This is a genomic window from Agaribacter marinus (assembly GCF_030160655.1).
Lineage (GTDB): Bacteria > Pseudomonadota > Gammaproteobacteria > Enterobacterales > Alteromonadaceae > Glaciecola > Glaciecola marina.
Genome location: NZ_BSOT01000005.1, coordinates 125346 through 140937, shown reverse-complemented (window position 1 = coordinate 140937; position 15592 = coordinate 125346). Strand labels below are relative to the sequence as shown.

The following is a 15592-nucleotide window of genomic DNA, read 5'->3' as shown; positions in this document are numbered from 1 at the left end:
ACATTACATTTTTTTACCTATACCAGTCAACTAATTTTTTAGCAGTTTACTAGATGGTATATATCAAGATGAATAAGACAGTACATTACGCTATTTGTTATTGTCCTTTAGTAGTATATATTAAATTCCATTACTCGCACTTACCGTCCCAAATACGGTTTATAATAAAAGCAAAGTAGTATGGACAAGCACCCGTTTTTTATTGGTCAATGGCAAGCTAACCCGCAAACCAATAGCCTTCGTTTAGGCAATGCCGTCAAACAACTAGAGCCTAAAGCCATGGACGTGCTGTTATTACTGTGCCAACGAAAAGGTGAGGTGCTCAGTGCCGACAGCATTGCCGATGCTTGCTGGGGTAACGCAGATATTGGGGATAACCCAGTACATAAAGCCATAACACAACTCCGTAAAGCCCTAGGTGACAAAGCATCGACACCCATTTATATAGAAACCATACGTAAGCGCGGCTATCAAATTATTGCCGATGTAAGTTTTCCGCTGGACAATACACAAAATGTTGACGAAGCGACGTGGCAAAATGGCTCACCATTTCCGGGTTTAAGTGCATTTGAGTCGAAAGAAGCCACAGTATTTTTTGGCCGTAACGAACAAATTGCCACCCTACTTAAGCGGATATCAAATCAAGTCGCATACAAACGAGCTTTTACTTTGCTTTTGGGTGCTAGCGGTACAGGTAAATCGTCGTTAATTAACGCAGGGGTTTTACCTAAACTTATTGACCCTAAAGGCTACGACGGCATACGCGTTATTAGCCATGTAAGCATTGATTTTGCAGACATGAAGCAAGACCGACTGCTACTCGATATTGCTAGCGCGTTGCTTGATTGGGAAGTAGATGATACGCCAGTATTTGACGGCATGAGTACGGAGCAACTGAGTAAAGATTTAGCACAAAATGTTGATGCTGTCATCGCTAAATGCCAACAAGCCTGTGCAAAAAAAGAGACCAATGATAATCAAGAAGCAAGTCCTTACCTGAGCGTATTTTTTGATCGTTTGGAAATTTTGTTGTCGTCACCCAATATAAAAGTTAACGAATGCGACGCGTTACTGAGTATTATTGAAGCCTTGGCTCGCTCCGGCGCGGTAATAGTATTTAGTGCATGCCGTAACGACTTTTACCCACAAGTCGTGAGCCACGCCAGTTTGATGATGGGAAAATCACATGGATCACATTTTGACCTAACCTCCCCTACACATGCAGATTTATCGCAAATGATACGTTTGCCAGCACTTGCTGCAGGCCTAAGTTGGACAAAAGACCAAAAATCTGGACTATCACTAGATGAAATATTGGCAACAGAAGCTGCCAATAACCCAGACTCGCTGCCTATGTTGCAATACACCCTACAGGAATTATATTTGCAACGAAGTAGCGAAAATGCCTTACAAATTTCGGTATTTAAAACATTAGGCGGTATTGAAGGCGCTATTGGTAAAAAAGCAGAAGAAATACACCAACAAATGGAACAAAGCCACCAGCAAGAGTTGGCGTATGTACTCTCCTTATTAGTCACCGTAAATATTCAAGATGATAGCATTACCAGCCGTACTGCCCGTTGGTCGCAACTTAGCACACAAAACCAACGAGATTTTGTGCATGCAATGGTAGATAGCCGCTTATTTATATCGCACTTATTAAATGGCGAGCCTTGTTTTCGTGTTGCGCATGAGGCACTGCTTAGGCGATGGCCACGTGCCACTCAATGGATCACTGAACACCGTGAAAGCATTATTATTAAAGGTCAATTACAGGAGCAATCAAGCCGTTGGCTAAATGAGCATAAGAGTAAGGCGTACTTACTGAGTAAAGGCAAACCCTTGCAACAAGCATTATCGCTTCAAAGCAACAGCGCATTTACGCTAGAAAAACAAGAGCTTGCATTTATTCAAGCGTCTAAAGCACACGCAAACCAAAGGCGCTGGGGCAAGCATGCAATTGTTAGCCTGCTTTGTTTACTTACGTTTACCGCCGTACTAATGAGTTACAAAAGCCAACAATCAGAATACCTAGCGCAGCAAAAACGACTAGAGGCTGAGAGCTTACTCGGCTTTATGGTAGGTGAATTTGCAGACAAACTGCGCAGTGTTAAACGCATGGATTTACTCGACGGTATTAGCAATAAAGCCATTGAGTATTTCAGTAACAATGAAGACAACGAACAAGGCTTTACCCTCCCTTTTGGCAAACAAGCACGCGGTTTTAATGAACGCTTTCAGCATGCGCAGACCTTAGCAGCAATGGGCGAAGTAGCCTACTCTAGGAGCAAAGCAAACGAAGCTGCAACCGCCTTTAGCGAGGCAAAAAAACTCTTGGGCAATCTTTATGAAGAACAACCCCAGAATATGGAATTACTTAAAGCCTTAGGCGCAAATGCGTTTTGGTTAGGGCAGCTTGAATATGACGTAAGTAATTTTGAACCAGCAGAAGCATTTTTTTTAGCATATTTAGAGTATAGCGAACGCATGCATGCGCTGTCGCCTGAAGATTATGATGCAATAGTTGAATTGTCTGACGCTAATAGCACTCTTGGGTCTTTATATTTGGAGCAACAAAGCTATCAAAAATCCAAATATTCTTTTGAGGCTTCATTGAAATACACAAATGAATTGCTTGCCTATCAACCAGACGATTTTTATCTAAAAACAGATAAAGCTGATGTACTCACTTGGTTGGCAGACGTTGAAACTCATATAGGAAACATAAACTCCTCACTACAATTGCACGCTGAAGCCCAAACTGACTATGAAAATTTGTTAATCGCTTCATCGGATGATGCTAACATACTTGAAGCACTCGCATACTCATATTGGTATCAAGCGGATATCTTAAAATATCAGCAAGAGTATCAGTTGTCTTACGCAAAAGTAAAAGCATCCGTGAAAATCCTAACTAATATTTTTGAACAAGATCCTAATAATTCAGTTTGGAAAGCCAGCTTGTTGTATCAGAAAGTATATAAAGTCTTGCTCGCTAAAAATAATAAGATTTTGGAAATCACAGATATCGAAACAAAACTATCTAAATTTTTAGAAAATGAAACCTTGTGGATAAAAAGAAACTCTAGAGCATTGATCCATATTATTAGTCACTACCAAGAACAAGAAAAATGGAACGATAGCGACTTATTAATAAATGATTTAAGTAACAAATTTAGAGAGCACTTTGCAATCCCTCCCCGAAAACCACTTTATATTTTGGCTCTTGCGGAATTTAACTTAGTGAAAGCCAAACAATTCGAATACCTGAACCTCGAACAGGAGCAGATAAAAGAATGCAAAGCAGCAATAAAATTGCTTGCTCCATTGATTGAAAAGAGCAATAGTTTCGATTACCTACATGCTTTTGTCAAAGCGCATAGCTGTTTGAATGAATCCCAAAAGGTGTCAGCTGAAATTAATATTTTAAAAAAAATGAGTGTTGCCGATATTTACTTTTAGTTGTTACTAACCTAGGAAACTAAATGAGTAAAATTCTGTTTAACACCACTATAGAGACAAGCATTACCCCACCCATTTTTACTTTTTACAATGAAGATAGTATCGCTACTAATGGTTCAGTGGAAGTAGAATGCGGAAAAAAAGCGCAAATAATATACACCTTAGATACTCCTGGGTACTTTTTTACCCAGCCAGTTATTACTAATAACTTCAACAACGATATTTGTTATACGATAGAAAACAAAGGGGAAACCCTTGTTATTACATTCCACCCAGAAACAGACCATGAAGATATCGGTCTACAACTCGTTGTACAGAATACGTCTACAGGACAAAAATATGCGAGTCCAGATCCCAGAATAAGGGCAAACCCAAATGGTTGATTTGTAACTATTTGTAAAAATGCCGAGTAGAGATACTCGGTATTTTTTATCAGTGCTTAATCTGTAATCGCATATTCAATTGCTACCGCCCAACTTAAACGCAAACACTCAAATCTCTAGTTAAAAACCCAAAGTTTTAGTCTACCTGTCTCGATACACCAATTAAGATAAAGTAGGAAGCATCAGCACTAGTAGCCCCATTGCAAATAAGTAGCTGTTAAAACGCCTGATAGTAGTATACTCACGCAGACCAACCTTCAACATTCAGACCTTCAACGCGCTCAAACTCTCGTGTATTGTTAGTCACTAAAACGCAATGTAATGCTAAGGCGTTGCCCGCGATCGCCGCTTCGTTATTGCCAATTGCTTTTTTATCGTTGTTGTTGCATCAACTGCGGAATTATCCCACGGCATAACACTATCAATTCGCTCAAGAAATTCGGCGACATACTGAGGCATTTTAGGTGAAGCCTTTTTACCGATACTCCCAAACATTAACTCAGAATACGTAATCGCAGATATAACTATCCTATGTTTACTTTCCACATGCGCTTGCAAGGCGTTTAATACCCTAATAGGTCGTTCTCGCATAATGTAAGCGCAAATATCTGTATCGAGCATATATATATTTTTCACGAACTTACACGACCCTCTTCAAAAACATCCTCACGTTCAAAAAAACACTTAAATATATGTCAAGGACATGCCTTTTATTATCTAAAAATTACCCGTAACACTGCGGTTCCAAGTCAAGTGCACATAAAAACAAATGCATTTTCATACACCTTTAGTCTAATCCACAAAAAACACACTTAGATTTTATTTCTTTAAATTCAACATCTTAAAAAAGAAGATTACCAGAAGGTTTAAATCAATGAATTAAAATAAAGTATAGGGCATCAACATCAATAGTCGTCTCAGTACAGGTAAGTAGCAATTAAAATGTCCGATACTAATGAACAAAAAACACACGGTGTTGTAACTAAAAAAACTTCTAATGCTGAGCTGTCAATTAATGACGACGCTTTAGACTTATCTTCAATTACTCAATTGTCAAACCCTGACGACAGTATTCCCATTGATATGCTGTGCAAAATGATCAATTTGCTCACGGTTGGCATTTTCATCATTAACGATGATGGCGTGATTGAAGTCGTGAATGCATACGCTGCAAAATTATTTGGAATGTCAAAGGATGCCTTAATTGGCCGAAAATGGTCCGACTTTTTAAATGATTGCCAACGTGACGAATATCTCCAACTATTTGATAACCTAAAAAACGCTAAAGAAGAAAGTTTGAGTCACGGCCCAAAAGAAATTACTTTAAACAACGCAAATGGTACGCCAATACCTGCCGATTTGTCGTTGTCATGCCTCCCCTATCGACAAACGCAAAAAACGCCTATGTTCATTGGCGTTTTCCATGATCTTACGAGTCATAAAGCGGAATACAAAAAACTGCGCCGCTTGGCTAACACTGATCACCTAACCGGCCTCGCCAATAGACACGCTTTTGAAAAAGCGTTAAACCAACATTGGATGGAATGTGTGACCAACAAACATCCAATTAGCATCCTTATTATTGATATCGACTATTTCAAGCAATTTAACGACAAATACGGCCATGTAAATGGCGATAAATGCTTGAAAAAAGTTGCAAAAGCCATCGATGAATGCGTGCCGTCCCGCGATTGCGTGACCGCTAGGTATGGTGGCGAAGAATTTGCCATGATCTTGCCTCGTTGCAGCGCTAACTTGGCTGAAGCAGTGGCTAAACATGTGCGTCGAAAAATTAACGCCTTGATGTTTGTCAATCAGGGATTGCCAGCAGGTGTAAATGTAACCGTTAGCCAAGGTATCGCGTGCGAACAGTCTGGGAGATATAACCGACCCGAGGCACTACTCTATTGTGCGGACATGTCGCTCTATAAGGCAAAGTCCAGTGGTCGCGATCGCATTCAAATCAGTTACGAAGTAAATGAAGAAAATGAATCTTCTCAAATTTAAGCGACATTTAAGTATCACCCAGGAGTACTTACGATGAGTGTATTTACTAAAGATCTAACACTTTTTTCTTCTATTCAAGGGATAGTAATCTTAAATGGTGAGGGTGTAAAAGAGATAGAGGTTACGCGACGAATTGAGTGGCAAGACGAAACATATACAGAGAGCACATTTACTAATAGTGAAGGAAGATTTTATTTTAATATCATCACGCAAGAGACGTTTTTTTGGCGATTTTCGCCACAAGATCCATCCATAAAGCAACGCGTCGAAATACTGCATGAAGGTAAACGCAGGAAAGCGTGGGAATATCAAAAAAAGAATTATGACCTATGCAGCGATAGCAATCTAAAACCCTTAACATTGTACTGCGACCTTGACGCGATTAAATAAGTCAATTAAGGCCTATTCGTTAGCAGGCTTTAAAACACTAAATTTATATAATGTATGGTTTGGTAAGCTATAATTCGTGTAATACAGGGTGTCTCTATCGTCTGTAAGCGTAAATGATTCGAGTATATTTTGATGCCGTAGGTCAATATTGTCGACCTCTTCATACATTGGACTCACCGGAAAGAACTGAATAAAAATGTATCCCTCAGCATCAATAAAATAAGCAGCCACATACCCGCCAACCGTAATCCAATGATTTTCGAAATGAAGCGCTATGTTAAATGACGGATCAAACATACTATTATTAAACTCGACAGGGGTAGTCAATTCTCCTTGATTTACGTTTAATTTAATACGTCTAAGCGTTTTTTCACCGATGGTACGCGTGATCAAATTGTCTGTTGGGGTCAACGCAAAATCTGTCAATTCAGGCAAGCCAGAAATGACGTTGCGTTTCTTATTGTCATGCAAAGAAACAATTGAAATATCGTAAACACCCTCGCTTTTGTGCAATACATAAAGTCTGTCCTCAACGCTATTGGCCCATGCAGTCATAATGATACCGTCAAACGTTAATACTTGCTCTGTAGGTGCATATACATTCGTCACGGTTAACACCCGCTTACCCTCACTATTGACAGTGAGGTAGCTCAAGTGATTGCCGTCCTTTGAAAACGCAACTCGAAGGTAGTTAGCCTTAGGGTCTTGCCCTACCCTAAATGATTCACCACTTATCGTGTTTTCTAGCCAAAGCTTGTTTGTTCCGCCACGATTAGACACATACGCAAGCCATTTGCCGTTGGCGGAAATAGTCAGTCGTGTTTTATGAATAGTTGGCTCGTCAATGTTAACTAAACGCTTCTCTGCACTGGCAACATCAGTATCTGAAGCTAAACGGTTAACAAGCCTCCAACTTGACAAACGTTTATCAATTACACTTCCAACAATAAGGTGTTGTGAATGACTGATATCAAAATCGATGATGGGCTCATTAATAAGTAATGAACGCTGACCACTTTGTAAATCATATTCCCATAGGCCGGACGACGCTTTGCCTATATCCGAATAAAGCAATGTTTTGTCATCCACTCCCCAAGTAACTTGTTGTATTTGATGGGCTTCTATCGACACATAGTCGATGTGCTTATCCAGCGCATCCCAAATGCCTATTTTTGATATGCTATTGTGCGCATCAAAGTGAATGAATGCTATTTTATTGCCTGAAGGCGATACTCGATGAAACAAGTGGCCCGTGCCTTTCTGTTCTGCATATGCAATGTTTTCACGCGCCCCGCTTGCAATATCTATCGAGCCAAAACCGGCCGTACCTAACACTTCACCACTAAAAGTGGCGACTACGCTCATGTCTTCTGGCATCCAATCTACTGTCGTTATCCAATAATTATCACACGGCGCAAGCGTTCTCTTACTTTGTGTTTTAAACGCAAATAAATTAATTTGGCATGTATTTTCCGACACGTTACTAGATTCAACGTAGGCCAACTCAGAACCGTTTTGAGAAAACACTCCTCGCTTAAAATTACTCGATGGAGATGAAAACAGCTCATGCTCAGTATCTTGAGCCACGTCATAAAGCCAAAGTTCGTTTCTAGCGTTCACCATTTTGTCAAAGACAACATAGCGACCGCCACTGTCGATCCTAGGATGTCGATTGCTGTCACCAGAGACCACCAATTTTGTTTTAATATATTGTAGATGCTCTACATCCGCAGGACTATTCGTTTTTGGCAAATAAAACGCCGCTAAAATCGCAACAAAAATAACGACAAATAACCATACTTTAGGCCGAGAAAATACGGAGCCGGGCAAATTGACAGGCACTACAACATCGACAAAAACCGGCTCAACAAGTAGATGATAACCCTGTTTGCTAATAGTGTTGATAAATTTGGGATTACGCGCCGAATCACCTAAGTATTTGCGTAAGTCGGCAATAACTCGACTAATAGATTCGTCTGTCACCACGGTATCTGGCCACAAACTTTGCATAATTTGTTGGCGGCTCACAATTCCGCCATTCGTCGCACCATAGTTGTCTGCTAAAAGTAGCAACAATTGCATCACATTGTGGGGGACTTTTACGGTTTTATCTGAAGACGCTATCGTCGATTCGAGCGGGTTTATCTGCCAATGTTTAATTTGAAATACATGTTGGCGATATTGGTTATGTGAAGAGAGTGTATCCGTCATTCTCTATGAGGCTCGGCTGCTATCTAACTTATGCTCTGACATATGACTATAGCACTTAACAGCTATCCTGTTAATTGTTGTCTATGCTGCTTTTTACTGACCAAAGGTATTCCTACTAGCTTATTGAATATGCGCATATAACATCTTAGCAAGGCAGCCATCTACAAATCTAATCCATAGACATAAACTGCCAGGCTGAGGCTGAATTCACAGGGTCAATTCTGGCTTGCAAGATACATTAAGATTGTCTACATCGTTGGCGTTTTCGAAGAAGCAATCCACCAATTAACAATACAGTTAAATACTGAGAGAGTGAACCACCACTCGAATTTGGCTGTTCAACGGGCTTGGCCGGCTCTGGCGGCTCAGGTGATGACGTAACATCATTTACCGTGACACTGACCAGCGCCGCTGCCGACGTCATACCTGAGTCATTGCTGACAGCATAACTAAATGAATCATCACCTGTATAATCTGTATTTGGGGTATACATCACGCTATCGGTATCCACTGAAACAACACCGCTTGTCGGCTGAACGGTAATACTAAGGTTTGCGTATGACAAGGTACCTAAGTCCGGGTCAGAGTCATTAGTTAACACATTGATGCTCACTGCCATGTTTTTTTGGGTAGAGACGGTATCATCCACTGAAACGGGTTCGTCAGCGAGTGCCGCAATATTAATTGTGACGGTTGCTTCATTAGACATTGCACCTGCTATATTTTCAACTGTGTATGTAAAGCTATCTTCTCCAAAATAATCTGTGTCGCCAAGGTAAGTAATTATGCCGGTTTCAACATTTATTTCTGCACTACCATAGTTTGGCATTTTTACTATTTGAATAGTGCTAGGGTCGAGTTGATTGGGGAAACCGTCATCATTTTCAATCACATTAAAAGTAAACCGCTCATCTTCATCAACACTTATGTCGTCATCATTAGCAACCTGCACAATCTGTTGTTCAGCGTCAATTGTGATGGTTCTAATGCTCTTTGCGCCAGCGCCATACTCGCTGATGACAAGTGTTAAGCCGTCAGACAATGCTGCAATGCCATTTGGCCGCGAAAAACGCGCAGATTCTCCATTACCGTCCACCTGCCCAACTGTGCCGTCACCAGCAACTATGTCTACCTCTCCTGACATAGAGATACTGTAAATACGATTATTGTTAAAACCAGTAGCATAAATTTTACCTGACATGTAGGTCATGTAACCTAAACCGCCAGGCACTGTGCCTAGCATCTCCGCGGAACCGTCATCATTGACGGTAAACACTCGGCCGTCGTTAAAGTTTCCAATGTAGAGCTGATCATTTTCATCAAACGCAATACCTGTTGGGCCATTCATGAATGACGGTGTCGAAAATACCGTAAACTCACCTTGTTCATCCACCTCAAATACACTTCCTGAGCCATAATTAATAGCGAAGGCATCTCCTTTACTATTCCATTTAATGATGCCGGAAGAACTCGAAAACTCAGTTGCGTTTCCCTCCGGTGTAATCTTGAATATGCCATTGCCGCCAGAGCTCAATTTACCATTTATATACACATTATTATTGCCATCAACGCTGTTACCTCCAGGCGAACTAATCTTGGCAAATAGGCTTACCGTTCCATCTGGCGTCACCTTAAAAACCTCTGTCCCAAGCCCGCCATCTGGAGTAAACACACCGGTGTTAGATATATATATGTTATCGTTGACGTCAACAGCAACACTGTCATTTAACTCGGTACTTAATGTTGCGAGCGTATTCACTGTGACAGCAAATGAATATGAGGTAGTTAGAGATAAGGCGATTATAAAAATTACATTGTTAAGTTTTTTAAATGACATTTTACCTTCTATCATTCTGTTTTCATCCTGTTGCATTACATTGAACATGCTCACAGTAATAACAAACCACAAAGAACGCGCAGTGAAAGGATCTGAAGAGTCGTATATTTTTCTGAATAAAGCTGAAAATCATAGATAAACTATTGATTTAAAATATTTTTATTTAATTAACAGGAACTTTTGAACAGTGCTAATATCGTGAACGGAATTGAGTTGGCGACATTTGATAGCGTTTACGAAACTGTCGATTAAAATAACTCAAACTTTCAAAGCCGCACAAATATGCGACTTCAGAGATGTTGTTGTTGCTTCCTTTTAACAAAGCGGCTGCTCTGTTACAACGCTCTCTGCAAATGTATTGGGTGGTGGTACAATTAAAATTCTTTTTAAATTGAAGGGAAAATTGTGATTTGGATAGTCCTGATATTCCATAAAGCCGTTCTAAGCAGATTGTTGTATGCAAATTCTGCTTAATAAACGCTATTACTTTGTTGAACCTTGTCTGACTTTCAACGATTGACGACCTAAAAAAACGTTCATCGTTACTTAGAATGTGATCCTCAATGAGCACTAAAATATGACTGAGTATGCCCCAACTCAATGCAGCCCAATTAGGTTTTTTTGATTCAAATGCGTCTTGCAATGAAAGCATCAAAGACGTGATTTCTTGGTGCTTACCAATACGGTTTAATCCGTAGTTACTAGAATGTAAAAAAGCATGAACCCAAGAAAAGCGACGCGCATGAAGAGGAATAGACTCGGGGTCAAAATAGATAACTAAGGCGCCGTTGTTTTCAGGATTCTTTAGTATTGGCTGGTGATATTCATTGCCATTTACGATAAATATGTCGCCCGGCGCGATATCGTACTCTCTGTCATTAATGAAGTACGTGCCAACATCATCTGGGCAAAAGCAAATTTCATATTCACGATGCCGATGAATAAGTTTATATTCACTTTGCAAGCGTGAGAAACTATTTACCCAAATTGCTTCACCAACATCTCTTCGGGGTATAGTCACATCAAATACTAATGTTTCTGTCACAGGCTATACCACCTTAGATATACAAATATTTACAAGCTAAATTCGTTGAAAATTAGCGGCTTGTCAACCAATGAATGATTTCCTGCATAAATATTTGGCTGTCTTTCCCCCAATATTTTGTATTTCTTGGGTTTCTATGCTCACCACTCATTCTGACGGCATCGTCTTCCCCCATAAAAATGGACGCCATCCCTTCCCCCATGACAACAATCCTCCCACTGCCGTCAATATTCTTATAAGCGGCGAATGGCAATCCGGGTTTCCCCTCCTTTGTGATTTGAAAAGCAAATGGCGTTCCGCCCACAACAGCTCTACCACCACTAAACGCTAACTCACGTACCTGCCGATTTATTTCACCCGCAAAAGCGATTGCTCCAGCGTTGTGCAGATAGGGTGTATCTTGAGTAAGCATCATCGAAAAGGGTGATATTAATCGATTAACTTGTGTTGTTTGTAGCGGTTGCCGTCTCTCTTCATCTACTACTAATAACAACGAGCCACCATTACGCACATATTGAACAATGGCATTTATTTCAGCATCTGAAAATGCCTGATTTGGAGCACGTATATACAGTAAAGACGTATTTTCTAGTTGCTTTTCAGACAGCGGCGTCGTGCTATTAATCACGGTAGCATTGAGCTGCTTTGCAATGTGCTGATGTTGCTTATCTACATGCGCCATGACTCGCTGGCCATGAGCTAAGTCATATACAATACTTTTTTTGGGTGTCGAATTTGCTAACGCGGCAAACACAGTAATTATCAATAAAACGGCGATACGAAACATAAACGTTCTCTGCATAAGGCTAAATGAGTAAATGAATTGTTCCAGTTTTTAATGTGACAGTCTAAATCCATATTCTGGAATTGTTGTATTATTTTCCGATCGGCTAAGTTGAATCGTGTTAACGCAGTAAGTGAGTAATTGTTTAATCTTACTCAGTGTTTAATCTTTACTGCGAATTAGCCGCTGTCGTAACAACGAACGAATGGTGTCGGTAGGGGCTTTTTCAATCGCCAAATCAGCGTTCTTGGCTGAAACGCTAATATTCCCGTCTCGCGCATGTAAATCGGCCAATACAGCATACCAATGATATGACTGCGCTAACCACTTTGGAAAATCATAGGACGCAAGCACATCTAAGGCCTGACTTGGAGAATCATGTTCAGCAATTGCCAATGCTTTGTTTAACACATGCAGTGGTGATGGCGATATTTTTTCGAGCAGTTCGTATGAGGCAATAATCTTTTGCCATCTTGTCTCTTTAAATGAAGGCGACAAGCAATGCTCTGCGGCGATACCCGCTTCAATATGATAGCGGCTAATATCGTCGCTACTGGTAGAAAGCCTGAGATACGATACACCATGGGTAATAAGCGATTTATCCCACAAGCGTCTATCTTGCTGTTCTAGCAAGGTCAATGCACCGCTTGTATGTTGCCTTGCTGGTAGTCTAGCTAAGTTTAAATAGATTAGCGCGAGCAAGGCGTGTGTTTTTCCTTTGCACCCTATCTCTGAATCTCGTAAAAAAAGTCCTAACCTCAGGGCTTCTTCACACAAATCTTGCCGTATAGAATAATCGGCGTCAGACGACAAATACCCTTCAGTGAATATCAGATAAATAACCTTGTACACCGATTCTATGCGGTTTTCTAACTGGTCAGCAGCAACGCTATCGATAGTTTTTATGTCTGCTTTTAGAAACTTTTTTGCGCGATTAAAGCGCTTATAGACATTTGCTTCGCTGATAAACAACCTAATTGACACTTCTCTAACACTAAAACCACACAAAGATTTAAGGGTGAACACTAATTGTGACTCAATCGGAATCGACGGGTGGCATGCTGTAAATAACATCCTTAACATCGCACACCCCATCTCATTGGAGAGCGTTTCCTCATTGGCAATATATTCGTCCACAGGGGGGACTTGTTCATCGAGTATCGCCTGTCGACGTTTTTCGCTTTTTAATTCGGAAATCAGCCGTCGCAATGACACTTTATACAGCCAAGCCGCCGTATTGTCAGGAACATCTTGTGTTGACCATGTATCAAGCGCTTGTAACATTGACCATTGTATTGCGTCCTCAATAGTCTCAAGAACATCAATACCAAAGCGATTTACATGCATCGCCACGAGTTTTCCATACTCATGGCGAAACAAATGCTCGCGGTACATAGCTAAGAGCTAAGCGCTAGTCTATATGCCCAATTAAGGTTTACATATTTCGCGGATTTCAAAACTACTCCCTTTGTTATTTACCATCGGGCTCTCTTTAATGACAACTGCGGCATCTTCCAGAGTCGCAGCGCTTAACATCATATAACCGCCAATGATTTCTTTTAACTCAACAAAGGGGCCGTCAACAATACTTTCTTGCCTAACCACTGCGCCCTCAGAAGACAACTTTCCGCCCATATCCAGTATATTGTCAGCGAACTTTTCCTGCCACGCTTGAAACATAGCAAATGCCTTTTCCATATCGGAAGGCGACGGCTTTTCGCATTCACCCGCTTCACTACGAACCACACATAAAAATGTTTTGTTGCTCATTCTATTATTCCTTAATCAGTTGTTTGTTTTAGGACGGTTTACGCCTAGTCAACTACTAGCGGATGCTCTTAGCTGACATATTGATGACAACTGAGCGCTAAACTATTGGACACTTATTTTTATATTTTTGCAATTGAGCTGCTATATACGCGGATTTACTAGAAAATTTCCTAGCAAATATAATTAACCTGAACTCCGGATAGTTCAAATTGACGGGTAAATCAAAACGCCATCATAATGAGTTGTATAATGAGTACTACGGCAATTAACGGCAGAATATAACGCGAAATCTTCGACGTTTTTTCATCAGACATTCTTAAGTTAGATTTTTCAATTAAGGGGATCAGCACAAATAATGCAACAAACAAAACACCCAAGATAATAAATAAATTCATACTTCCTCATTTGGTTAACGCGTGTCGCGCTATTCAATTAAATGCACCTATTCTCAATATGCCCTAAATGCCCATTGCATACTTTAAGGCTTGTTGCTTAAGGGCGCCTGCATTATTTGCCAATTTTAAGCCAGCATTCCTAAGTAATTTGATTGGTGCAAAGTCATTACTAAAACCAGCATAAATAACATCCATTGCTGTCATCATCGCTAAATTCTTCATACGTCGTTGCCTAGCATATTGCTTAAACACATCTTGATATTTATCAAGTCCGCCGTCGCTTAAGGCTACAATGAAGGCACTTATATCTTTAAACCCCAAATTTACGCCCTGCCCCGCTAACGGATTAATACTATGCGCAGCATCTCCGATTAACATCAAACGAGATTGATAATATTGTTTTGCATGGCGACGGACAATGGGAAACCCACCCCGTGCGAGTAATTCAAACTCGTTTAACGCTTGGGGAAAGGTCGCCGCAATAAGCGCTTGCAATTGCTCATTGGTCATTTTTTGCAATCGATTAGACATTGAGGTATCTGCATACCAAACCAAACTGGCATAATTGTCATGCATGGGTAAGAAGGCTAACGGACCCGTTGGCGTAAATTGCTGCCAAGTTACACTTGGCATTGGCGCTCTTAATTTGATACTAAATACATTTGCTTTTTGTTTGTAAGCCCAACCATCAACACCAATACCGCATGTCGTTCTAGTAGCTGAATTTGCACCATCCGCAGCAATAATGATTGTTGCAGCAATACTTTCATTGGTGTCCAACGCGATGACACCTAACTCAATGTCGATGTTTGTCGCCTTGCAATCATTTAACACGGTCACGCTCTTTTTATGCGACGTATGAATCTCGTTCAATAGAGCAAGTTGCAAAATTCTGTTTTCGACAAAGTAACCTAATTTATCTTGTTTAACGTCGTTTGCGTAGAATTCGGTTTTTGCATCATTTGATTCCCAGCAGACCAAACCATGATATGCCTTGCATCGCATGTTAATAATATGCTCCCATGCACCAAGATCTTTTAATACGTTTATGCTGTGGAGATTGAGTGCAGATACACGCAAATCAGGTGCCTGTTCAGGATGAAAATTTTGTGGCATACGCGGCTCTATCACGCAAACTGAATAGCCTTGTTTAGCACAAGCCAATGCGGTTGCACTGCCAATCATGCCACCACCAATGATGCAAATATCTACATTTTTCATTTCTATTGAATCAACCTTGCGTCATCTAACATCAGCTCAAGAGAAAGTATGCCATAAGTGTCTATTTTTGAACACGTAGCAATAAGA

Annotated in this window: 13 protein-coding genes; 4 read left to right on the top strand and 9 right to left on the bottom strand. The window is 40.5% G+C overall.

Going from position 1 to position 15592, the window contains the following annotated elements; translation table 11 throughout:
• The first annotated feature begins 180 nt into the window (after nucleotides 1-180).
• On the top strand, nucleotides 181-3462 hold the full coding sequence (locus tag QQK00_RS02290) for an nSTAND1 domain-containing NTPase (RefSeq protein ID WP_284215864.1): 3282 nt from the start codon (nucleotides 181-183) through the stop codon (nucleotides 3460-3462).
• A gap of 23 nt (nucleotides 3463-3485) precedes the next feature.
• Complete coding sequence (locus tag QQK00_RS02285) at nucleotides 3486-3845, top strand: DP-EP family protein (RefSeq protein ID WP_284215863.1); 360 nt, start codon at nucleotides 3486-3488, stop codon at nucleotides 3843-3845.
• Nucleotides 3846-4169: 324 nt separating this feature from the next.
• On the opposite strand, the gene QQK00_RS02280 is transcribed toward QQK00_RS02285, so the two are convergent.
• Entirely contained in the window at nucleotides 4170-4481 is a 312-nt protein-coding gene (locus tag QQK00_RS02280) for a PIN domain-containing protein (protein WP_284215862.1), read from the bottom strand.
• 306 nt (nucleotides 4482-4787) lie between these two features.
• Between QQK00_RS02280 and QQK00_RS02275 the strand changes: the two genes are divergently transcribed.
• Both QQK00_RS02275 and QQK00_RS02270 read left to right on the top strand, forming a co-directional pair.
• A complete protein-coding gene (locus tag QQK00_RS02275) occupies nucleotides 4788-5852 on the top strand; it encodes a sensor domain-containing diguanylate cyclase (protein ID WP_284215861.1) in 1065 nt (354 codons plus the stop codon).
• Nucleotides 5853-5885: 33 nt separating this feature from the next.
• On the top strand, nucleotides 5886-6242 hold the full coding sequence (locus QQK00_RS02270; RefSeq protein WP_284215860.1) for a DUF6795 domain-containing protein: 357 nt from the start codon (nucleotides 5886-5888) through the stop codon (nucleotides 6240-6242).
• Between the two features lie 12 nt (nucleotides 6243-6254).
• Here QQK00_RS02270 and QQK00_RS02265 read toward each other — a convergent pair whose 3' ends face one another.
• The 8 genes from QQK00_RS02265 to QQK00_RS02230 all read right to left on the bottom strand — a co-directional run bounded on the left by QQK00_RS02265 (nucleotide 6255) and on the right by QQK00_RS02230 (nucleotide 15505).
• Nucleotides 6255-8453 carry a winged helix-turn-helix domain-containing protein gene (locus tag QQK00_RS02265; protein ID WP_284215859.1) on the bottom strand — a complete coding sequence of 733 codons (2199 nt, stop codon included), beginning with the start codon at nucleotides 8451-8453 and terminating at the stop codon, nucleotides 6255-6257.
• Between the two features lie 238 nt (nucleotides 8454-8691).
• Entirely contained in the window at nucleotides 8692-10305 is a 1614-nt protein-coding gene (locus QQK00_RS02260; protein ID WP_284215858.1) for an Ig-like domain-containing protein, read from the bottom strand.
• Nucleotides 10306-10480: 175 nt separating this feature from the next.
• Nucleotides 10481-11335, bottom strand: a complete 855-nt coding sequence (locus QQK00_RS02255) for an AraC family transcriptional regulator (protein WP_284215857.1) — start codon at nucleotides 11333-11335, stop codon at nucleotides 10481-10483.
• Nucleotides 11336-11387: 52 nt separating this feature from the next.
• Nucleotides 11388-12122: a hypothetical protein gene (locus QQK00_RS02250; RefSeq protein WP_284215856.1), complete on the bottom strand. Its 735-nt coding sequence runs from the start codon at nucleotides 12120-12122 to the stop codon at nucleotides 11388-11390.
• Nucleotides 12123-12281: 159 nt separating this feature from the next.
• The gene (locus tag QQK00_RS02245; protein ID WP_284217540.1) at nucleotides 12282-13466 is read right to left on the bottom strand and encodes an RNA polymerase sigma factor; all 1185 of its coding nucleotides are present in this window, start codon (nucleotides 13464-13466) and stop codon (nucleotides 12282-12284) included.
• Nucleotides 13467-13547: 81 nt separating this feature from the next.
• Nucleotides 13548-13889: a YciI family protein gene (locus QQK00_RS02240; protein WP_284215855.1), complete on the bottom strand. Its 342-nt coding sequence runs from the start codon at nucleotides 13887-13889 to the stop codon at nucleotides 13548-13550.
• 221 nt (nucleotides 13890-14110) lie between these two features.
• Complete coding sequence (locus QQK00_RS02235; RefSeq protein ID WP_284215854.1) at nucleotides 14111-14284, bottom strand: hypothetical protein; 174 nt, start codon at nucleotides 14282-14284, stop codon at nucleotides 14111-14113.
• Between the two features lie 63 nt (nucleotides 14285-14347).
• Nucleotides 14348-15505, bottom strand: coding sequence for an FAD-dependent oxidoreductase (locus tag QQK00_RS02230; protein WP_284215853.1), 1158 nt, complete (start codon nucleotides 15503-15505; stop codon nucleotides 14348-14350).
• Nucleotides 15506-15592: the final 87 nt, after the last annotated feature.

Excerpts from the sequence above, each read along its gene's own strand:
- QQK00_RS02240 (WP_284215855.1), bottom strand. The coding sequence starts at position 13,889 with ATGAGCAACAAAACATTTTTATGTGTGGTTCGTAGTGAAGCGGGTGAA.
- QQK00_RS02260 (WP_284215858.1), bottom strand. The coding sequence starts at position 10,305 with ATGATAGAAGGTAAAATGTCATTTAAAAAACTTAACAATGTAATTTTT.
- QQK00_RS02275 (WP_284215861.1), top strand. The coding sequence starts at position 4,788 with ATGTCCGATACTAATGAACAAAAAACACACGGTGTTGTAACTAAAAAA.
- QQK00_RS02250 (WP_284215856.1), bottom strand. The coding sequence starts at position 12,122 with ATGTTTCGTATCGCCGTTTTATTGATAATTACTGTGTTTGCCGCGTTA.
- QQK00_RS02230 (WP_284215853.1), bottom strand. The coding sequence starts at position 15,505 with ATGAAAAATGTAGATATTTGCATCATTGGTGGTGGCATGATTGGCAGT.
- QQK00_RS02235 (WP_284215854.1), bottom strand. The coding sequence starts at position 14,284 with ATGAATTTATTTATTATCTTGGGTGTTTTGTTTGTTGCATTATTTGTG.
- QQK00_RS02285 (WP_284215863.1), top strand. The coding sequence starts at position 3,486 with ATGAGTAAAATTCTGTTTAACACCACTATAGAGACAAGCATTACCCCA.
- QQK00_RS02265 (WP_284215859.1), bottom strand. The coding sequence starts at position 8,453 with ATGACGGATACACTCTCTTCACATAACCAATATCGCCAACATGTATTT.
- QQK00_RS02270 (WP_284215860.1), top strand. The coding sequence starts at position 5,886 with ATGAGTGTATTTACTAAAGATCTAACACTTTTTTCTTCTATTCAAGGG.
- QQK00_RS02290 (WP_284215864.1), top strand. The coding sequence starts at position 181 with ATGGACAAGCACCCGTTTTTTATTGGTCAATGGCAAGCTAACCCGCAA.
- QQK00_RS02245 (WP_284217540.1), bottom strand. The coding sequence starts at position 13,466 with ATGCATGTAAATCGCTTTGGTATTGATGTTCTTGAGACTATTGAGGAC.